At 58.2% G+C, this 17,183-nt stretch carries 12 protein-coding genes; 5 read left to right on the top strand and 7 right to left on the bottom strand.

The window, feature by feature from the left end:
* Nucleotides 1-130: 130 nt before the first annotated feature.
* On the bottom strand, nt 131-673 hold the full coding sequence (locus KO498_RS02020) for a hypothetical protein (RefSeq protein WP_215958202.1): 543 nt from the start codon (nt 671-673) through the stop codon (nt 131-133).
* Nucleotides 674-1,220: 547 nt separating this feature from the next.
* Between KO498_RS02020 and KO498_RS02015 the strand changes: the two genes are divergently transcribed.
* On the top strand, nt 1,221-2,702 hold the full coding sequence (locus KO498_RS02015) for a caspase family protein (protein WP_215958201.1): 1,482 nt from the start codon (nt 1,221-1,223) through the stop codon (nt 2,700-2,702).
* A 1-nt stretch (nt 2,703) separates the two neighbouring features.
* Here the strand turns inward: KO498_RS02015 and KO498_RS02010 are convergent, their stop codons facing one another.
* Nucleotides 2,704-3,348, bottom strand: coding sequence for an OmpA family protein (locus KO498_RS02010; RefSeq protein ID WP_215958200.1), 645 nt, complete (start codon nt 3,346-3,348; stop codon nt 2,704-2,706).
* Between the two features lie 187 nt (nt 3,349-3,535).
* Between KO498_RS02010 and KO498_RS02005 the strand changes: the two genes are divergently transcribed.
* From KO498_RS02005 to KO498_RS01990, 4 genes are all read left to right on the top strand, one after another.
* Nucleotides 3,536-4,258, top strand: coding sequence for a PP2C family protein-serine/threonine phosphatase (locus tag KO498_RS02005; protein WP_215958199.1), 723 nt, complete (start codon nt 3,536-3,538; stop codon nt 4,256-4,258).
* 3 nt (nt 4,259-4,261) lie between these two features.
* Complete coding sequence (locus KO498_RS02000) at nt 4,262-5,134, top strand: M15 family metallopeptidase (RefSeq protein WP_215958198.1); 873 nt, start codon at nt 4,262-4,264, stop codon at nt 5,132-5,134.
* A 3-nt stretch (nt 5,135-5,137) separates the two neighbouring features.
* Entirely contained in the window at nt 5,138-7,579 is a 2,442-nt protein-coding gene (locus KO498_RS01995) for an ImcF-related family protein (RefSeq protein WP_215958197.1), read from the top strand.
* Nucleotides 7,580-7,674: 95 nt separating this feature from the next.
* Nucleotides 7,675-9,981, top strand: a complete 2,307-nt coding sequence (locus tag KO498_RS01990; protein WP_215958196.1) for a type VI secretion system Vgr family protein — start codon at nt 7,675-7,677, stop codon at nt 9,979-9,981.
* Here KO498_RS01990 and tagF read toward each other — a convergent pair.
* From tagF to tssJ, 5 genes are read right to left on the bottom strand one after another with little or no spacing between them, the layout of a single operon-like run.
* The gene (gene tagF, locus KO498_RS01985) at nt 9,968-10,465 is read right to left on the bottom strand and encodes a type VI secretion system-associated protein TagF (RefSeq protein ID WP_215958195.1); all 498 of its coding nucleotides are present in this window, start codon (nt 10,463-10,465) and stop codon (nt 9,968-9,970) included. The two genes, KO498_RS01990 and tagF, sit on opposite strands and share 14 nt — an antisense overlap.
* A gap of 7 nt (nt 10,466-10,472) precedes the next feature.
* On the bottom strand, nt 10,473-14,012 hold the full coding sequence (gene tssM / locus KO498_RS01980; protein WP_215958194.1) for a type VI secretion system membrane subunit TssM: 3,540 nt from the start codon (nt 14,010-14,012) through the stop codon (nt 10,473-10,475).
* A 3-nt stretch (nt 14,013-14,015) separates the two neighbouring features.
* Nucleotides 14,016-15,359: a type IVB secretion system protein IcmH/DotU gene (icmH, locus tag KO498_RS01975; RefSeq protein WP_215958193.1), complete on the bottom strand. Its 1,344-nt coding sequence runs from the start codon at nt 15,357-15,359 to the stop codon at nt 14,016-14,018.
* A gap of 4 nt (nt 15,360-15,363) precedes the next feature.
* Nucleotides 15,364-16,698: a type VI secretion system baseplate subunit TssK gene (gene tssK, locus KO498_RS01970; protein WP_215958192.1), complete on the bottom strand. Its 1,335-nt coding sequence runs from the start codon at nt 16,696-16,698 to the stop codon at nt 15,364-15,366.
* Nucleotides 16,699-16,714: 16 nt separating this feature from the next.
* Complete coding sequence (tssJ, locus tag KO498_RS01965; RefSeq protein ID WP_215958191.1) at nt 16,715-17,182, bottom strand: type VI secretion system lipoprotein TssJ; 468 nt, start codon at nt 17,180-17,182, stop codon at nt 16,715-16,717.
* Nucleotide 17,183 lies beyond the last annotated feature (1 nt).

Here is a 17,183-nt window from a genome sequence, read left to right as displayed (position 1 = left end):
CGTGCGTTGCTCCAAAAAATAGGTCTTTGGCGTCGCGGACGGCGCGGCAATCTTCCCCCGCCGATGAGGGCGAGGGCATTTTGTGTCTGGTTACAAAAGCAACATTCTTGTTTGGTAACGCGTGAAGCTATTACACCGAACGTAGCAGTATCGTGCCGGTGTCCATCGACGCGACGATCTGTTGAAACTGGCGGCGGCGTTCTGTTGAGTTCTCGGTCGACCGGATCAGGACCGTCTGTGTTTCCTCAATGATCTTAACAGCTTCCGCAGTGGCCGCTGGCAGCGCCTCAGTCGCCACAGGGCGCAGAGCGCGTGCGGTGCGGCGTGGCTTCGGGCCGCCTTGCACAACGCGACCTGCAGGCAGAGTTTTACTGCGGTTCTTGCTCACAACAGCAGAAAGCTTGGTTGAAGCGACCTCTAGCTCTTTCTTGATCACCGCATAGTCTCCGGTGTCCGGCAATGCCGCGGCGATGCGGGCGTATTCATATGCCAGACAATCAATCGCATACTCTTGGCCTTTGATCTTGCCGCAAAAACGTGCCGCCTCTTTCAACTCAATAGCAATTGCACCACTCACCGGAGCCGAAACCAGTTTCGCTGTCTTGGTCGGTAGCGCGTCCGGTTGCCCTGGGCGCAGCCGCGGTGGCTGAACCTCAGCCCTGCCCAGCTCCACTTCAAAATACCCTCCTTCATCGTGCGAAGAAGAGATGCCTTGCGCTGACGAAACCGTCGCAAAACAACTTAGAAAAATCGTGGGTAACAAAAGGTTCTTCCGGAAAAAGTAATTCATTTCGGTTCCCTCCAAAATTTGGACCATAGTTTGAACTTCAGCATCGACCCGGCAAGGCTTCAACCGGTTATTTGGCCTGTCTGGCAACTCGCATTGCATGACACATATCCAGATTGTCAGGCCCGCATCCGAATGAGCCAGAGCAAAAATGAAGCTTCATTTCAATCGGATTGCTCATGCCGCTCACTTACAAACACAACCCAGAGTATTACCGAGTCGTTGATGAAAATATGGAAAAAGCACGAAACACCTAACAAAAAAGACCGAGTCGGATACCCAATAACAGCACGAACTGGCAGAAAATTCCACTGTTGTTCCTCCATCGCTCTCCTAAGAGTAGAAACGAGTGGCTATTGTCGCGAAGGATTTGGCGCTATCATATAGGCATTGTAGTTTGATTCCTTTCAACATTCCTGAAAAGAGGAACACCATGCGCGCGTTATTGACTTGTTTGCTATTCCTGCTGCCTTGGCCTGCCTTGGCGGCCGAAAAGGTGGCACTGGTGATCGGTGTGTCCGACTACACGTCCATCTCCCCTCTCAAGAACACCGTGAATGATGCCAAGGCCCTTTCGGCGGTTCTGGATGACATCGGGTTCGAAGTAACCACATTGATCAATGCCAGCGGCAGCGACACGCATGCAGCCCTAAAAACCTTCGCTTTTGAAACAGAAACCGCTGATCTCGCGCTCATTTACTTTGCGGGTCACGGCGTCGAGGTTCAGGGCGAAAACTTTCTGATTCCGGCAGATGCGGCAGTAAAATCAAACGCGGATATCCAAAAAGAGGCCCTGTCTCTCAATGACTTGCTCGCTGCAGTCGATCATGCTCGAAAAATGCGCATCGTTATACTGGATTCTTGCCGCGACAACCCCTTCGGTGACTTCATCGATCTGTCCACTCCGCTTCAATCTACCGAAAGCGACGCGGCCACGCGTGGCGTCGGCGGATTGGCGCCGCCGGTCCCTGATCGTGGCACTTTGGTGGCCTTCGCGGCCAAAGACGGCAATGTCGCGTTAGACGGAAACGGCAACAACAGCCCCTTTGCCTTGGCCCTCATGGACAAGATGCAGCAAGAGGGCCTCGAAATCTCGCTGATGTTCCGGCAGGTGCGAGACGATGTCCTGAGCAGAACATCCAACCGGCAAGAACCGCATACCTACGGTTCGCTGTCCGGTATCCCCTTCTTCCTCGCCGGTGCAGGCGATCTTCCTACCCAGATCAACGCGCTAGACCCTAAAGTAGCTTGGTCAGCATTGCGGCCTGAAGACGAAGCACAGTTCATCGCCCTCGCCGAAACCGGCGATACACGCTCGCTGATGAACCTCGCTTACATGCGGCTCAATCCACAGGATGAACGGTTCAATCTGGCTGAAGCGACAGACTACATCGAACGCGCGGCCAAGGCCGGATCGCCAGAGGCGCAGTATGAACTTGCGGTGCAGTTTGAAACCGGCAAAGGCGTCACTCAAGACAGTGCACGCGCCTTGGAATTGTATCGGGAAGCCGCGGCGCAAAATTACCCCGATGCGCTCAACGATCTAGGGTTCTTTTACTATCAAGGCATGTTGGGGCTGCCGACTGATCCAAAGACCGCACTGGTTTACTTTGAGCGCGCCGCCGATCAGCGACACCCGCAGGCGATGTATAACTTCGCGGCCCTCATTGATGACGGGCTTGTTCCCGGCAAAACCCCTGAAGATGCCGCCAGATATATCTATCAGGCGTTGCGGGCGGGCAGCAGTTCGGTTCTGCGGGTTCTGACAGAAAACCCTGACCAACTGAAGCTCTCAACGCGGCGTGCATTGCAAGCACGGCTGAGCGACTACGCCTTCTATGAAGGCACCATTGACGGCGATTTCGGCCCAGGAACCAAGCGCGGATTGCGCCGTGCATACGGATTGACCGATTGAACTAGCTCAGCGCCTGGAACTCAACCCGCCGGTTTTCATCGGCGCGGCTATCGTTCTTATTGGCAGGAAAACGTTCTCCCAGCCCGATAGTTTGCAGCCGCTCCGGCGCGATCCCGCAAGACTCGATCAGATGACGCGCAACTTCCTTCGCCCGCAGCGATGAGAGCTTCTCGTTGTATTCCGCCGAGCCTGAGGCGTCGGTGTGGCCAACGATGCGCACGAGGTTCAAATCGCTCTGCTTGAGTACCAGACACATCTTGTCGAGCTTGGGCTTTTCCGCTTGCGAAAGCGCTGCCGAATCAAAGCCGAAGGTGATCTGCAAATTCACCTGCAAGTCCGGGTCTAGCTGGCCGAACACCACAGGCGTTGCAACGAGCGGCTTGTTGGCATCTGTCGTGGCAGAGCCTGTGTCGGTCTGCGCCGTCAGCGTCGTGTTGCCAGCTTCCTGAGGCGCTTCCGCGTCCTCTACAGTGATCAGCTTCAGGCCGCGTGTCTGGCCCAATCCGTTTGACGTTGCTTCGCTAAACGCTGCTTTCTGGCGCTGGAACAGCTTTGTCAGCTCGTCGACAGACAAGTCTTCCTGCGCAGCAAGAGGAACCGAAAGCAGGCCGATAATGGCAAAGGTAGTTGGAAAGACGAATCGCATGACATCTCCTAAAGGTAAAAAAGAATTTGCGGTAAACTCGAGCTAGGGTATCATAAACCCGATTTAAATGCAGCCCCTATTTACTGTGCTTCGGTTCTGATGCTTAGCTTGTCACACTCCGACACTACCACTTATAGTTGAAAGGCGGTCAAATCCCGTGTCCGTGCCCATAACCCGCGTCCCTTCAATGTTACCCGTTTCTGCACCCGTCTTCTTTGGTGCGGGGTTAACTCACAAGGGGCTGGTGCGTGAGCGCAACGAGGATTCTATTCTGACAGATCCTTCCGGCGTGCTGTGGGCCGTGGCCGACGGAATGGGCGGCTACGGGCACGGTGACGTTGCCTCTGACATCGTTATCGACAGGCTCAGCCAACTGCCCGACAACACCCTCGCGCCGCAAGCCGTGCGTGTCCAACTGCAAGCCGCTAACGCCGACATTCTGGCGCGCACCCATGCCGGAAAGCAAATGGGGTCAACTGTTGTGGCGATGCTGGTGCAAAATTTTGCTGCAACCATAGCGTGGGTCGGAGATTGTCGCGCCTATATGCTGCGTGGCCGGTCTCTGCGCTTGCTCACCCGCGATCACTCGGTCGTGCAGGACATGATCGAACAAGGGCTTTTGGGCGACAGCGAACGCGAAACCCACCCCGAGCGTCATGTGGTAACCCGTGCTGTCGGTGTCGAGCCCGATGTCGAGATCGACACAATAACAATGCCGCTCATTGCCGGAGATCGCATCGTTTTGTGCAGCGACGGCCTGACAACCTGTATCGGTGACCAGCGCATCGCCGAACTCCTCGCATCAGCCACAACACCCGAAACCGCCTGCGACAAATTGATGATCGCCGCACTGGAGGCTGGCGCTCCAGACAATGTTTCGATCATCACACTCTTTGCAGCAGAGGGCTAAGCCATGCGCGAAGGGGCACTGATCGGGCCAATTATTGTAGCAATAGGCCTTGTCATGGCAGGCATCGCTGTGGCGGTAGTCGGCGCGCTGCTCCAGACAGCCGACGGCAGCACCGAACTTCGCTTGGAACGCGCCGAAGCCGAAACATCGCAACTGCGCGCCCAGATCGACACGCTACGAAGCGAGCTGCGTGATGCACAGGCCGAGCTAAAGCGCTTGGCTGAAGAAGTTGCGCTCGGCACAACGACGGCCCCCATGCCGCAAGGCAACCCCGGCCTCACCCTCACCGCGCCAACACCCGACCTTGAGCAAGACGAGGTCCAAGCCCCGACAGAGGCGATGACTGAAGTCATGAAACTCGCCAAGGCGCGGTTCAACAAGGGCATCAGCCAGCCGCGCAACCGCGTTATGCTCGACGTTCTCGGCGCGCCTCGCAGCACCAAAACGGTGAACTGTAGCGGCGTCACCCAACCTCATTTGAAAGCCCTGCTGGAAACACGGCAAGTCGGGCCGATCCGGGTAACCATGCTCAAACCTGCGCTGGAAAGCCTTGAAAGGATTGTCGCACAGCTCAAGGAAAGCGAGCCGGAAATTTATGAAGCTCTCGGCACTGCCGGAGCGCTCTGCGCACGGCTGATCCGCGGTTCGAGCTCATCCTGGTCAAATCATTCCTGGGGCACCGCGATCGACGTTAAGCTGCAAGGCCGTTTGGATGGCTTTGGTGACGGTGGCACGCAATTCGGCCTCTTGTTGCTGGCCGAGCTTTTCAACGAGGAAGGCTGGTATTGGGGCGCAACCTACAATCGCGAAGACTCAATGCACTTTGAAGTTGGCGTGGAAACGCTGCGCAAATGGCAGGCCGAAGGAAAGTTGTAGCGCATGGCGTCGTCCAAGGCTCCTCCTTCGGTGTTTGATCGTGCCGCCCGCCCCGTGTTGGAGTTGTTTGACAACATGGAGCGGCAAGCGCGCGATGGGCCTGCTGCTACAGCCGACAATGCCGAAGCCGCATTGGCTGGCTTCGAGCGTGACGCGGCCCGCGCAGGAGCGGCCCCAAACGCGATCAAACCCGCGCGCTATGCGCTGGCTATGCTGCTTGATACACGGGCGCGAGGCGTGGCGGGGCTGTCACTCAACACATGGTCGGTTCTGGCGCAGCGGCAACTCTTTGAAGGCCACGACATGCCTGTCGCGCGTATCCGCGAGTTTCGTGATACAGCAGCGCGGCAAGGCGAAGCCTACGCAGATCTGGAGCGGTTTCTGAATGATATCCTGTCGCGCGCCGAGGCACGCCGCCATGCTCACAAGCGTATCGACAGCGGCCATTGGGGCTTGCGCTTGGCCGGATATTTGCTGGTCTTGACGCTCGGCCTCATCGGCTATGCTGGCTGGCTGGAACACCGTTTCCATCAAAAGCTCATCACCGCATTTGACGCTGAGGCGCTCACCATCGGGCTTGATCGTCCGCAAGAAGGCGCTGCACTTGTTCAACGGTTGGACGCCATGCAAGCCGCCGCTGCACGGGTGGCCAATGCAGCCCGTCGCGCTCCTTTCCGCCGCATCCTGCGCCTGCCTTTTGGCGACGGAGAAGCACACGCCAACGCAACTTACCGCGCCGCCGTTCAGCGTCATGTTCCCAATGCCATAGCCGGCGGCATCGAGGAGGTGCTCGCAACGCAGGGCGACGGGTTGATCCTCTACGATGCTCTGCGCGCTTGGTCGGTGCTGGTTGGTGATGTCACATGGGGGGGCGCTTACCTAAGTGGCTGGCTGGAAGACAACGGAACTCTCGCCGGACTCGACGGGCTGGCAAAACATGTGGCCTTGCTTGATGCAGCCTCTCCCGGGCTAACCGCACAGGATACTGCGGTGATGGATCAGGCCCGCGGCTTTGCGGCAGAGGTGCCCGAACCCGACCGCGCTTGGCTTGAGTTGTTACGCGCCGAGCGGATGCGTGCCCTCCCTGACTGGCAACCAACGCAAGCGATTGCCGCGCTCGAAACCGTGGTGTTGCGCCGCTCTGGTGAACCCGTCGAACAGGGGATCGCCGGGCTGTTTACTGTCGCAGGTTGGGCCGAGGCCCGCGACTTTGCCGTTGGTGGCGCGGTGCAGCGCGCACGTGACCTTGCTCCAATGATCACCGGACAAACACTGCCGACCGAAAACAACTCTCCGGACTTGCTGATGAACAGGCTTCACCAGGAAACAATGGCCACCTGGAAAGAGTGGCTTGCCGATCTACGCGTGCGTCCCTTCGGGCAACGCGAAACGGCAATAGTTGTTTCCGGCGCGCTGGCACATCCTGAAAACCCACTGACAAATCTGCTCGGCGAGGTCTGGCTGCAAGTCGGCGGCAATGATCGGGGCCGCAGCCACGCGCAGCAACTTACCCTCGCCCGCGAGTTCGGCGCGATGATCCAATATGTCGAGCAAGGACGCATGGCCGAAATTTCGCGCTTGTTTTCACAACTCAACGTGGCTCTCGGCGCCATCGATATCAACGCAAGTCGCGGCACCCAACGCCTGATGAGCATTCAAGACCGTGCCCGCTCGATCGCCGCTTTGCAAAACGCACCGCGTATCGTTGTGCAGATTGCTGAAGATGTGCTGGCGCAGTCTGCACTGCCAGAGCAAGGGCAGAGTGCAAACCCGCTGACACGTGGCTGGCAACAACAGGTGTTTCCGCTTTGTCGCGACACTGTCGGGCGCTACCCCTTCAACGATGGAGGTGCCGACGCCAGCCCAGCCGACTTGGCCGCTTTGCTCGGGCCACAGGGCGCGCTCAGCATCTTTGTGCGGCAAACCGCTGCGCCGTTTCTTGAAACTTCCGAGTCTCCTTGGCGCTGGAAACCTGAAGCCCGTTTTGCCGGAACAACACCGGAAAGCGCAGCCTTTCTTGAGCGCGCCATGCAGATCAGCGAAGGGCTGTTTGACGCTGGCGGGCAGCTCAGCTTTAACTTAACGCTGGCGGCACTGGCCGAGCGCGGGCAAACGATGTTTGCAATTGGTGGCGCAGCACAACCTGTGCGCGCAACGGGTGCACCTGCCGAACTCAACTGGCCCGGGCCGCAACCCCAAGTCGGTGTCGAAGTCAGCTTTCGCGAAAGCGCAGAAAGTGCGCGCATCCTGCACACCGGCCCTTGGGGGCTGATGCGGCTGATCGACGGATTGCGGCTGCGCCAGCGCGACGGTGGCCAGCGTATGCTACTTGATTTGCGAACCGAATCTGGCCGCGTTTTTCTTGAAATGCGCTTTGACAAAAAGCTGAACCCTGTATCGGTGCGCAGCGCCATGAAAGGCCTGACATGCCCTCCAACACTTTAACCGATTTTTCGCCCCTTTTGCTGGATTTCTATGTATAGTGAGCGGGTATTACTTGCGTATTCTTCGACTCGTTTTTTTGAACTGAGGAGCAAACAATGCCATTAGACCGCATCGCCATTTTAACAACACCGCTTGCTGAAGAAGACACATTGCTCTTTTCCAGCCTGTCGGGCGCCGACCACATCAGCCAGTGTTTTGACTTCACCGTTCTGGCGCACAGCTATGACCCCAACATCGCGGGAACCGACTTGCTAGGCCAGATGGTTACTGTCGCAGTAACCTCCAATCCTGATGCCCCTGACGATGCCCGCTATTTTCACGGCATGGTTGATCAGTTCCGCTTTGAGGGGAATGACGACGCAGACATGTTCGTCTATCGCCTGACGCTACGGCCCAAGTTCTGGCTGCTCTCAAAGACCACCGACAACAGGATATTTCAGGATCAATCCGTAGAAGAGATCGTGACTTCACTCTTGTCCGAACATGGCATTGACGACTTCCGGCTTGAGCTGTCCGGTAGCGCGACTGAACCGCGTGACTACTGCGTTCAATTCGGCGAATCCGATCTTGATTTCATCCAACGGCTCTTGGAACACGAAGGCGCATTCTATTATTTCCAGTTTGAAGAAGATAAACACACGCTCGTCATCAGCGACGACTCAGAAAGCCTGGAAACCCCGCCTGATCTGGCTGAAATCCGGTTTGAGCCAAACGTCCTGTCCAGCACCGATGGCAGCGGCGTGATCACCAGACTCACCAGAACCGATAGCATTGTTTCCGGCGAACACACACTCACCGACTACAATTTTGAGTCTCCCTCATCCGATCTGATCGCAAAGTCCAAGCAGTCCAAAGACCACGAAAACGATGCGATGGAACGCTACAGCTACCCGGGGCATTACATGGATGTATCCAGCGGTGACGCTGTTGCTGGCGTTCGGCGCACCGAAGATCAGGCCCTCAGCAACCTGCTCTATGCTCACTCCACCGCCAGCATTCCGCGCTCGGGCAACCTGTTTGAGCTGTGGGATTACCCCCGAGATGCAGAGAACCAAAGCTACCTCATCCTCTCCGCCGAGTATGATATCTGGGATGGTCAGTATGGCGCCGGTGTAGGCCGCGACCAGCCTGAAGGGTTTATGGCAAAGTATCGGCTGGTGCCAAATGCGGGCAAGTTTCGCCCCCCCCGCACAACGCCAAAGCCTGTCATGAAAGGGCCGCAGACAGCGCGTGTTGTCGGGCCCGGCGGCGAAGAAATCTATACCGACGAATACGCCCGCGTGAAGGTTCACTTTTTCTGGGACCGCGCCGAAGAAGGCCAAGGCGACACAACATGCTGGATCCGCGTGAGCGCCGCATGGGCGGGTGCCGGATATGGTTTCATCCAGATTCCGCGCATCGGGCACGAGGTGATTGTCGACTTTCTTGATGGCGACCCCGACCGCCCGATCATCACCGGTCGCGTTTATAACGCTGAACAAATGCCCCCCTATGACTTGCCTGCCAATGCCACGCAGTCGGGCTGGAAATCCGAAAGCTCGCTCGGCGGTGGCGGCTTCAACGAGCTACGCTTTGAAGACTTGAAAGGCTCTGAAGAAGTCTACTTTCAGGCCGAGAAAGACCACAACGAGCTGGTCAAAAACAACGAGAGCCGCCACATCGGAAACGACTTCGCCGAGACGGTTGTCAACAACGCGACACAGGATGTCGGCGTCAACCGTGACGAGACGGTTGGCAGCAACAAAACCACTTCGGTTGGTGTCGACAGAACTGTAAGCATCGGCAGCAACGACACCGAAACAGTCGGCGTCAACCGCAGCCTGACGGTCGGCGCAGATGAAACCATCGGCATTGGTTCGAACTCGACCGAGACCATCGGCGTCAATCACACACAAACTGTCGGGGCAGTTCAGACGATCACTGTTGGCGTTGCGCGTATTGATTCTGTTGGCGCTGCCGAAACACGCTCTGTCGGCGGCCCCCAGACCAACACCATCGGCGCAACACGGCAAATGACGGTCGGCGCCACCCAGTCACATGAAATCGGCGCGACAGACAGCTGGGAGATCGGCGCAGGGCAGTCCGTCAAAATCGGAGCCGATCAAGGCATTGAAGTCGCGGCGAACCATAGCCTGCAAGTCGGGGCTGACAGCGGCTTGGCAATCGGCGCGAACATGTCAACGACAGTCGCCGAGAGCAAAACCGTCGAAGTCGGAACCGACCTGGTTGTCAAAGCCGCCGACAGCATTACCTTTACGTGTGGTGACGCCAAATTTCAGATGAAGAAAGACGGCACGATCGTGTTGGAGGGCAAAGACCTGACCATCAAGGGATCAGGCAAAATCAACATCACGGCCAGCGGCGACATCACCATGAAGGGCAGCAAAATCAATCAGAACTAGCTCGAGCCAACCGCGCCAGTTTCGGCAGCATAAGCTCGACGCGTTCTGGCGTGGCACGACCCCACCACATGACATCCGGCTGAAGTTCCGGTGCGCTTTCTCGCGGCGCTTTGACTGGCGCCAGCAGGTCAGCAAGCGCGTCGGCACCAGCTTGCGCGTCGGTGGCCTGCAACAGCGCAGCCCACGCGGCATCGGCCCATACATCGGCCTCCGCCTGTGCCGCACCGCAAAGCGGGCTGCATGCCACTAGCGGATAAATCCGGCCAACCGCGTCTTCGCTGGGTTCAATCACCAAAAGCCACGAGGCCTCGTTTAACACAGCCACCGCCCGCACCCCGCCCTCGGGCCAGACTTTCGCGTTGCGCACAATCGGCATGATCTCACTGGTCAGCCAGTGGTCAAGCGGGGCGCGCAAACCCGCCGGCAAGCCACGCGCCACAAAGTCTCCTGCTGATGGCATTTTGCCAAAGAACCCCGTGCCCATCAGTTTCTCAAAAACCGCGCGGACACGAAAATCCGGAGAACATCTTGAGGTCAAATGGGTTCTCAACCGAGTTGGCGCGCAGGCTATAGCTTGCCGAATATCCGCCAGCCGAAAGGCGCAGATCAAACGCTTCCGGCAGCGCGGTCGCTGACAGTTTGCCCTTTCGTATGAGGCGCAAGATCGCCCAACTTCCGGTTTCCGATGTCACCAGTTCCGAGGTTCCGTTTACTGGCGCAAAGCTGAGCGTGATCATGTTTGTGCCGTCCGGCCCCGGCCACGTCATAGGCGCAGGGCGTGCGGCGGCGTTGAAGTAACTCAGCGTCTGGCCATCAACATTCAGCGTCACGCGGCTGGCATTGGCCGAGAGGTCTTTTGGCTCAAGCGAAAACGCCAGCACAGGGCCTGCGCCGCCGGGGAACAGCGCATCCCGCATCGAACGGGCGTTTTCAAACGGTTTGAGCAACGCCGCGTCGAGCCCGAAGTCCGCCCGCCACTTCCAAGGCCGAACCGAGTTGTCGATGTAGGGTTGCAGGTGTTCGTTGGTGAACTTGTCGATCAATCCACCGCTGCCAAAAATGCGGGCAAAATCCATCGTGTTCACATCAATCGAGCTTGACTGATCAAAAGGGTAGCGGCCCGACGTCGCAGACGTGCAAAACGGCAGCACATCGGCGCGCCAGCGGGCATTGAGCTGCGCAACAACGGCCTCGCGCGTCACGGCGATCGTATCGCCAGCAATGCCGGCGATCCAGCTGTCGATGGGGTCTGGCAAGATCGCGGCTTCGTTGGCGATAGCACCGGTGAGTTGCGGCAGCCCGCCCCGCGCCAGCAGGGCCGCCCGCGGATCAGGGCTCGCTGCGACAGTTTGCAACTCGTTAGACAAGGCCGTGAGCGCGGCAACAGCATCGCCCAATAACGGCGGCTGTCCGTCGACTTCTTCAACAGTGGCACGGATCGGTGCAAAGTGGTCTGACACCGGCGTGCCCGGCGGCAAAGCGGGTGCCGCCGTAGAGCCGCTCGTTTTGGCAATCTTGCGCCCCGTCTTGATCAGCTTACCCAGTTTGCCGAGCTTGCTTGCAGCCCTAAGTGCTCCGTCCTTTGCCGCGGCATTGCCTTCGCTCTCTTCGATCACCCGCGCCAAGTGCGTTTCGTAAACCACCGATTCCAGCAAGCGTTTTAAGGCTGAGTCAGCCGAGGCCAGATCTTTAAGGTTTTGGCGCGCCTGCACCAGATCATCAATCGGCGTCAGTTTTACGTCCCGCAGAAAACCGTCCCATTGCGAGATGAAATCATCATAGTAAAGCTTGAGAATATCTGCTTCCAAAGTATCCGCCGATGCATCCGCGCTTTCCGAGCAACCTCCGGCGAACACTGCGCGATCAAGCGTTGCTTGCGCGGCTATCTCGGGGATAAGCGGCATAACCGCGGTGTGAAACCCGTCATAAGTAAAGGCTCCGGGCAGGCCAACGCGCAGGGTCTTCTCCGACAAGCGCGTCAGTACGCGAGAGCCGTTCGGCCCGGTTTTCTCCGCCGGAACCCAGTCTTTCAATGCGACGATGGCAGGGTCCGAGCGCAAACTGCGATAAGCTCGCACCGCCAGCGGTATGGTGCAAATGCTCTCAAGCGCAACCGACACCAATGCCGGATCAGGCTCGATCTTGTCTTCTTCGCCGGCCATACGCTCCAAGGCTGCAAGCTGGTGGTCGACAGCTTCGTCAGTGGGAAACGGATCAATCGGAGCGAACTCGGGCAAGGTCAATTGCCACCATTGGCCCAAATATGCCGCATCATACGGGGCTTGCCCTGTCAGCATCTGGTATGACTTCAACGCCCCCAACAAGAACTCCGGATCGCGCGAATGCCGCCACATCGTCGCTTCAAGTAGCGCCACCATACGTGGCTCAAGAATGTTGCGAAGAGCCTGATCATAGGCAATCGTATGAACCTGCGTCAGTTCCGCGTCTGCCCTCGGGCCGATCATTGTCAGCGCTCCGGATGCAACGCTGGTTTGCGCATTTGCGGTTTCGTTGGCGGCTTCAAGCGCTAGGTTCAGGTCTAGCGGATCAGTCGGAGCCTGACGTGCGGCAACATTGGCCAGGCGCGCTGACAAGTTGGTTAACTGGCGTTCTTGCTCCGTCAACGCTCCGTTGTAGCGTAGGAACGAAAACAGAAACACAGTCGCAAGAACAACCGTGACCAGCGTCGCACCTGCCAAAGTGCCGCGCCAAATCCAGCGGCGGCGTTCTTCTGCGCGCGGGTCAAACCGGCCAAGTCCTGCCTCGGGAAAGATCAGATCCGTGAGCATCCCGCGCAGAAAAAAGCTGCGCGTGTTGCCGTATTCGCGGCGCTGTTGGATCGGTGCCGAAAGACCGAGAGAGCCCGCGATGCCGGCAACCATACGGTCGATAGGCGAGCCTTCCTGCGTGGCCGACGTAAAGTAAACACCGCGCATCCACGGGCTTTCTTCATACTTGCTTTCACCAAAAATCGCTTCGATCAATGTCTTGAGCGGGGCCGTCAACTGCTCAAGCTGGCTCGGAAAGCGAAAAATTTCGGCACGGGTTTCGAGCGGAACATCGTCAGCAATACGTGCGACAAGCCGCTCCTCTAGCGCCTCTTGCAAAACGCGCATTTCCCGCTCGACAGTCAGCCCGTCAACACGATCACCAGTGCCCAGAGTTGCACCCCAAACTTGCCCGCGCTCCTCGGCATTGAGTTCTCCAAAGAAGCTCTCAAACCCCGGAACCAGATCAGACTTGGTGATCATCAGATACACAGGCAGCTTCAGGCCGGTCTCCTCGCGCAGTTCTGCCAGCCGCTTGCGTATCTCGCGGCCATGCTCGCGGATCGCGGTATCATCGCCGGCAAGCTCCTGCACCGATAGTGTCAGGATCACACCGTTGAGGGCGCGCCGCCCACGGTGCTTTACGAGCAAGTCAACAAAGCCCTTCCACTCGGCGGCATCAACGTCTGGGTCGCTTTGCTGTTGCACATAGCGTCCGGCGGTATCAATCAACACCGCGTCTTCCGTAAAGAACCAGTCGCAGTTGCGCGTGCCGCCTATGCCTTTCAGATCATCACTCAGATCGATCGGAAAATGCAAACCGGACTGACGCAGCGCTGTCGTTTTACCGGTGCCCGGCGGGCCGATAATCACATACCACGGCATATCGCGCAAAAACTTGCGCCCGCCCAGCTTCGAGCGTTTCATTTGGTCAAGAATGCCCTGAAACTTCGCCTGCACCTCAGCAAGATTGTCTTCTCCCGGCCCTGCAACTGCCTCGGGTGTGGGCGCAGCCAACTCGGCAACAAAGGCGCGGTTTGCTCGGGCGGCGCGCATCTGCCGGAGCAGCATCGACACCAGCCAAAGGATGACAATAACGCCGATCACGACAATGCGGGTCAGTTCTCCGCTCAGCGGCGCGGCCTCACCAACACGGATAAGCGGGCCGTAAAACCAGATCAGCGTGCATAAAATTGTGATGCCGATCAGCGTCCACAGAAACCGTGAAAACAAAAAGCCGAGGATTTTTTTGAGCACACCCATGGCCTACACCTTCTTCTGCAAGATAATTTCGACACGCCTGTTGCGCGCACGGCCCGCACGCGTGGCGTTATCACCGATCGGATCCGTCGCGGCCTTGCCATTGGATGTCACCAGTTCCGCAGGAACACCGGCAGCAATCAGCATATCTGCAATGGTTTTTGCGCGCCCTTCCGACAAGCCCTGATTTGAGCGGAAGGGGTTTGATTTGCGCACCTGTATGCTGTCGGTATGGCCCGTCACGCGGACAGACCCTATGAACTCACTGTTCTGCACAATCACCGCTGCAATACTCTCGATCAGGGTTGTGTAGTCCGGGTTGAGGTCGGCTTTGGCCGAGCGAAACACCTCGGGTGCCGTGGCCTGAACGACGATCACAGCAATCGACACATCCTCGCGGCCCGTCAGAGCTTTTGCTGTGGCCTCCGGTGCAGCAGCACCAAACAGTGGCAACAACTCAAACATCAGCGGGTCAGCACTCAGCTGCGGCTGGGCCTCGGTTTCGATAATCGGCCGGTAGATATCGGCCCGCGTTGGTGGCGGCAAAACACCAGCGAGGGTGAACAGTTGCTCGCCCCGGTTTGACAGCTTGATTCCGAGGCCAACATAAATCGCCGTTGTGAGTGCCAGAGCCATCAGAATGATCGACCACAAGGGCACGATAAAGCGTTTCTCTTCGTCGTCGGCCTCAACACCTTTCCAGTGCGGTGCCAGCGGAGCATCAGCAGCATCACGGTCACGCAGCAACCGGCTCATCTGGCCCCGAGTGCGTGCGATAGCCGCCTCGCCCTGCGCTCCGTCGCGCCTGAACTTGCCGCGAAACCCAAGCGACAAACACAGAAACACCAGCTCCATAAGCTGCGGATCACGTTCGGGGAAACGGACAAGATCTTCCGCAAGATCAAAAAACCGCTCGCCCGCGTCGACGTTGCCATACATCGACACCACAAGCGGCATACGCGGCCAACCACTGTTGCCGCCCCAAGGTGTGTTCAGCGCGATATCGTCAAGCAAAGCGGCCACAAACCATGCGCCCTGATCGGCCCGTGACAGCGGCACACCGACTGCAACAGCGCTATCACGCGCTTGCGTTAGTGTTTCCAAAAGGCGTGTGCGAAGCACTTCGGGGTTTTCCGGCACTGCGGCACTCTCAAGCTCCGGCGCCAGCCCCAACAGCGTAGAAAACGCATTGACCAGCGGGTTGTCACTCGAGCGCGTAGAACGCACCGGAGCACCGCGCACCGGAGCAGCAGCAGGTTGCTGCTGTGCCGAAGCCGAGTTGCGGCGCACCGGCCTTACGCGTGTGCGGGCCGCATCGTTCTCTAAGCCAAAGGGGTCTTCGTTGCTCATATTCTCATCTGCTCACTGCATAACAGTCGACTTCGGGTTCGCGTTCAAACTTACCGGCGACGCCAACAACAAAACCGGGCGCATCTTGCAACGCAGCCCAATGCTCTGACTGCCGGTCAAGCTCAAGGCAAAGCCGGTCGCCGTCATAGGGTATCTCGCGTGGTTGGCTGTTGAGCGGCTTAAGCGGAATGCCCGTGAGCCGCGACTTCCAGAGAGTGTCAAACTGATCAGCCGAACCAACCGTGGCCTGATCAACAAAGAACTTGCGCAGCATTTTCTCTGACATATCGCCACCGATCCTCAGCACGATGCGGTTGTTCTGGATGATCTCCGGGTTGTCGATGCGCACGGTCCAGACGTTTTCGGCATGGCGTGACACCCGCAGCGACCGCGACTTGGGCTCAACATGGCGCAGGGACAGAACCAACGAACGCAGCGTGTCGGCCAGCGCCTGAAAGCTCAGTTGCGGATCAGCATGCGTGTAGGCGGGCAAATCGCCCAACCGCCGCGCAGAAGCTCCGTAAGTTGCCATGCGGCCAGCAATGCCCGCAAGCTCCTGATACAGGTCAGCCGGATGAGAATTGTTCTGCTCCGCCAGATGCGCCAGCCGCGGCCGAACACTGTTGGCCAGCTCCAGTATCAGCAGGTTTTCCATTGACGCGCCCGAGCCGCCCAACACCATCGCCCCGTGAGCGTCAGCAATGCGGTCCATGCCGTTGACCAGTTCTTTGAGCAACTGACTATACCACTCAACCGCTTCAAGCCGCAGCGCAGGAGCCAAAAACCCCGGATCAAGCGAGACTGCCCCTTCCGAAGTCAGCCCCTCCACCCGTGCGATCGGCAGCGTGACGTATCCTGCGGTTTCGTCGCCCGGCAGCAATATCTTGGGTGCCAAACGCGCAACCTCGATCTGGTTGGCATCTGCACCGCCGCGGATGATGTCGCGGGTTTCAATCACGGCCCCGCGATAGCGGGTGCCTGAAGGCGCTTCATGGGCCGGATCAATCAGCGCCGCACCCGCGGCTTCCGAAGGAACAGCAAGATGAACAAGCCCCGCTTTGGTCTTGGCTTTAACAGAAACAGGCGTCACGTCATCGGCCCCGTCCGGCACGCTAATGAACGTCCCGTCAGGCATAAACCCCTGTGCATGTTCAACCGCGATCTGCCCGGTGTCTAACGCCACCGGATCAAGCAGAAGGCCCAGAAACCCGAAGCTCGCCTGAGGCTGCGCCGCAAGCGTTTGCCGCAGCATCCAGTCTGTATAGCGGTCTTGTTGCTGAAAATGCTGGGTGCGCAAAAACAGCCCTTCCGACCAAACGACTTTGTTCTTATCTGTCATATTTGTCCTTTGCAGATCAGGCGCTAGAAAGCGACAAGCCTTTTGAGCCGACATTGATAATGAGACCCGAGCTCGCGCCCGGAGCAGAAATTTTTGCCCGCACTGTTTTCCCTGTCGGGCTGCGGAACCCCCCAACAACTCCGATCACACTCACGCCGGGTTGAATGGTGATAGCCTTGCTCGCTGAGCCGCCCGGGGCCAGCACGATCTGGTCAGAACGGACAAGATCACTGCCAAGCGCGCTGGCGGGGTTTTGAAGCGCAAAGTAATCAGCACCGTCAAAAGACGCGGCACTGGTTAGCTGCAATACCGTCAACGTCACCGGACGGTCGCCGCCGCCGGGGCCGGGGTTCATACCTGCTCCGCTTTGCGCGCTGATCGCTAACACCGCGGGTGGCGCCTCTCCCATGCAACCCGCCAGCAATGCGCCGCCAGCTCCTAAAGCGGCCGTGATCATAAACCTGCGTCGTGTAAAATAAGTCATG

Source organism: Lentibacter algarum, from assembly GCF_018860975.1.
In the GTDB taxonomy this organism is placed as follows: domain Bacteria; phylum Pseudomonadota; class Alphaproteobacteria; order Rhodobacterales; family Rhodobacteraceae; genus Lentibacter; species Lentibacter algarum_A.
Note: the sequence above shows the minus strand (reverse complement) of the source record. Positions and strands in the feature narration are given on the sequence as shown.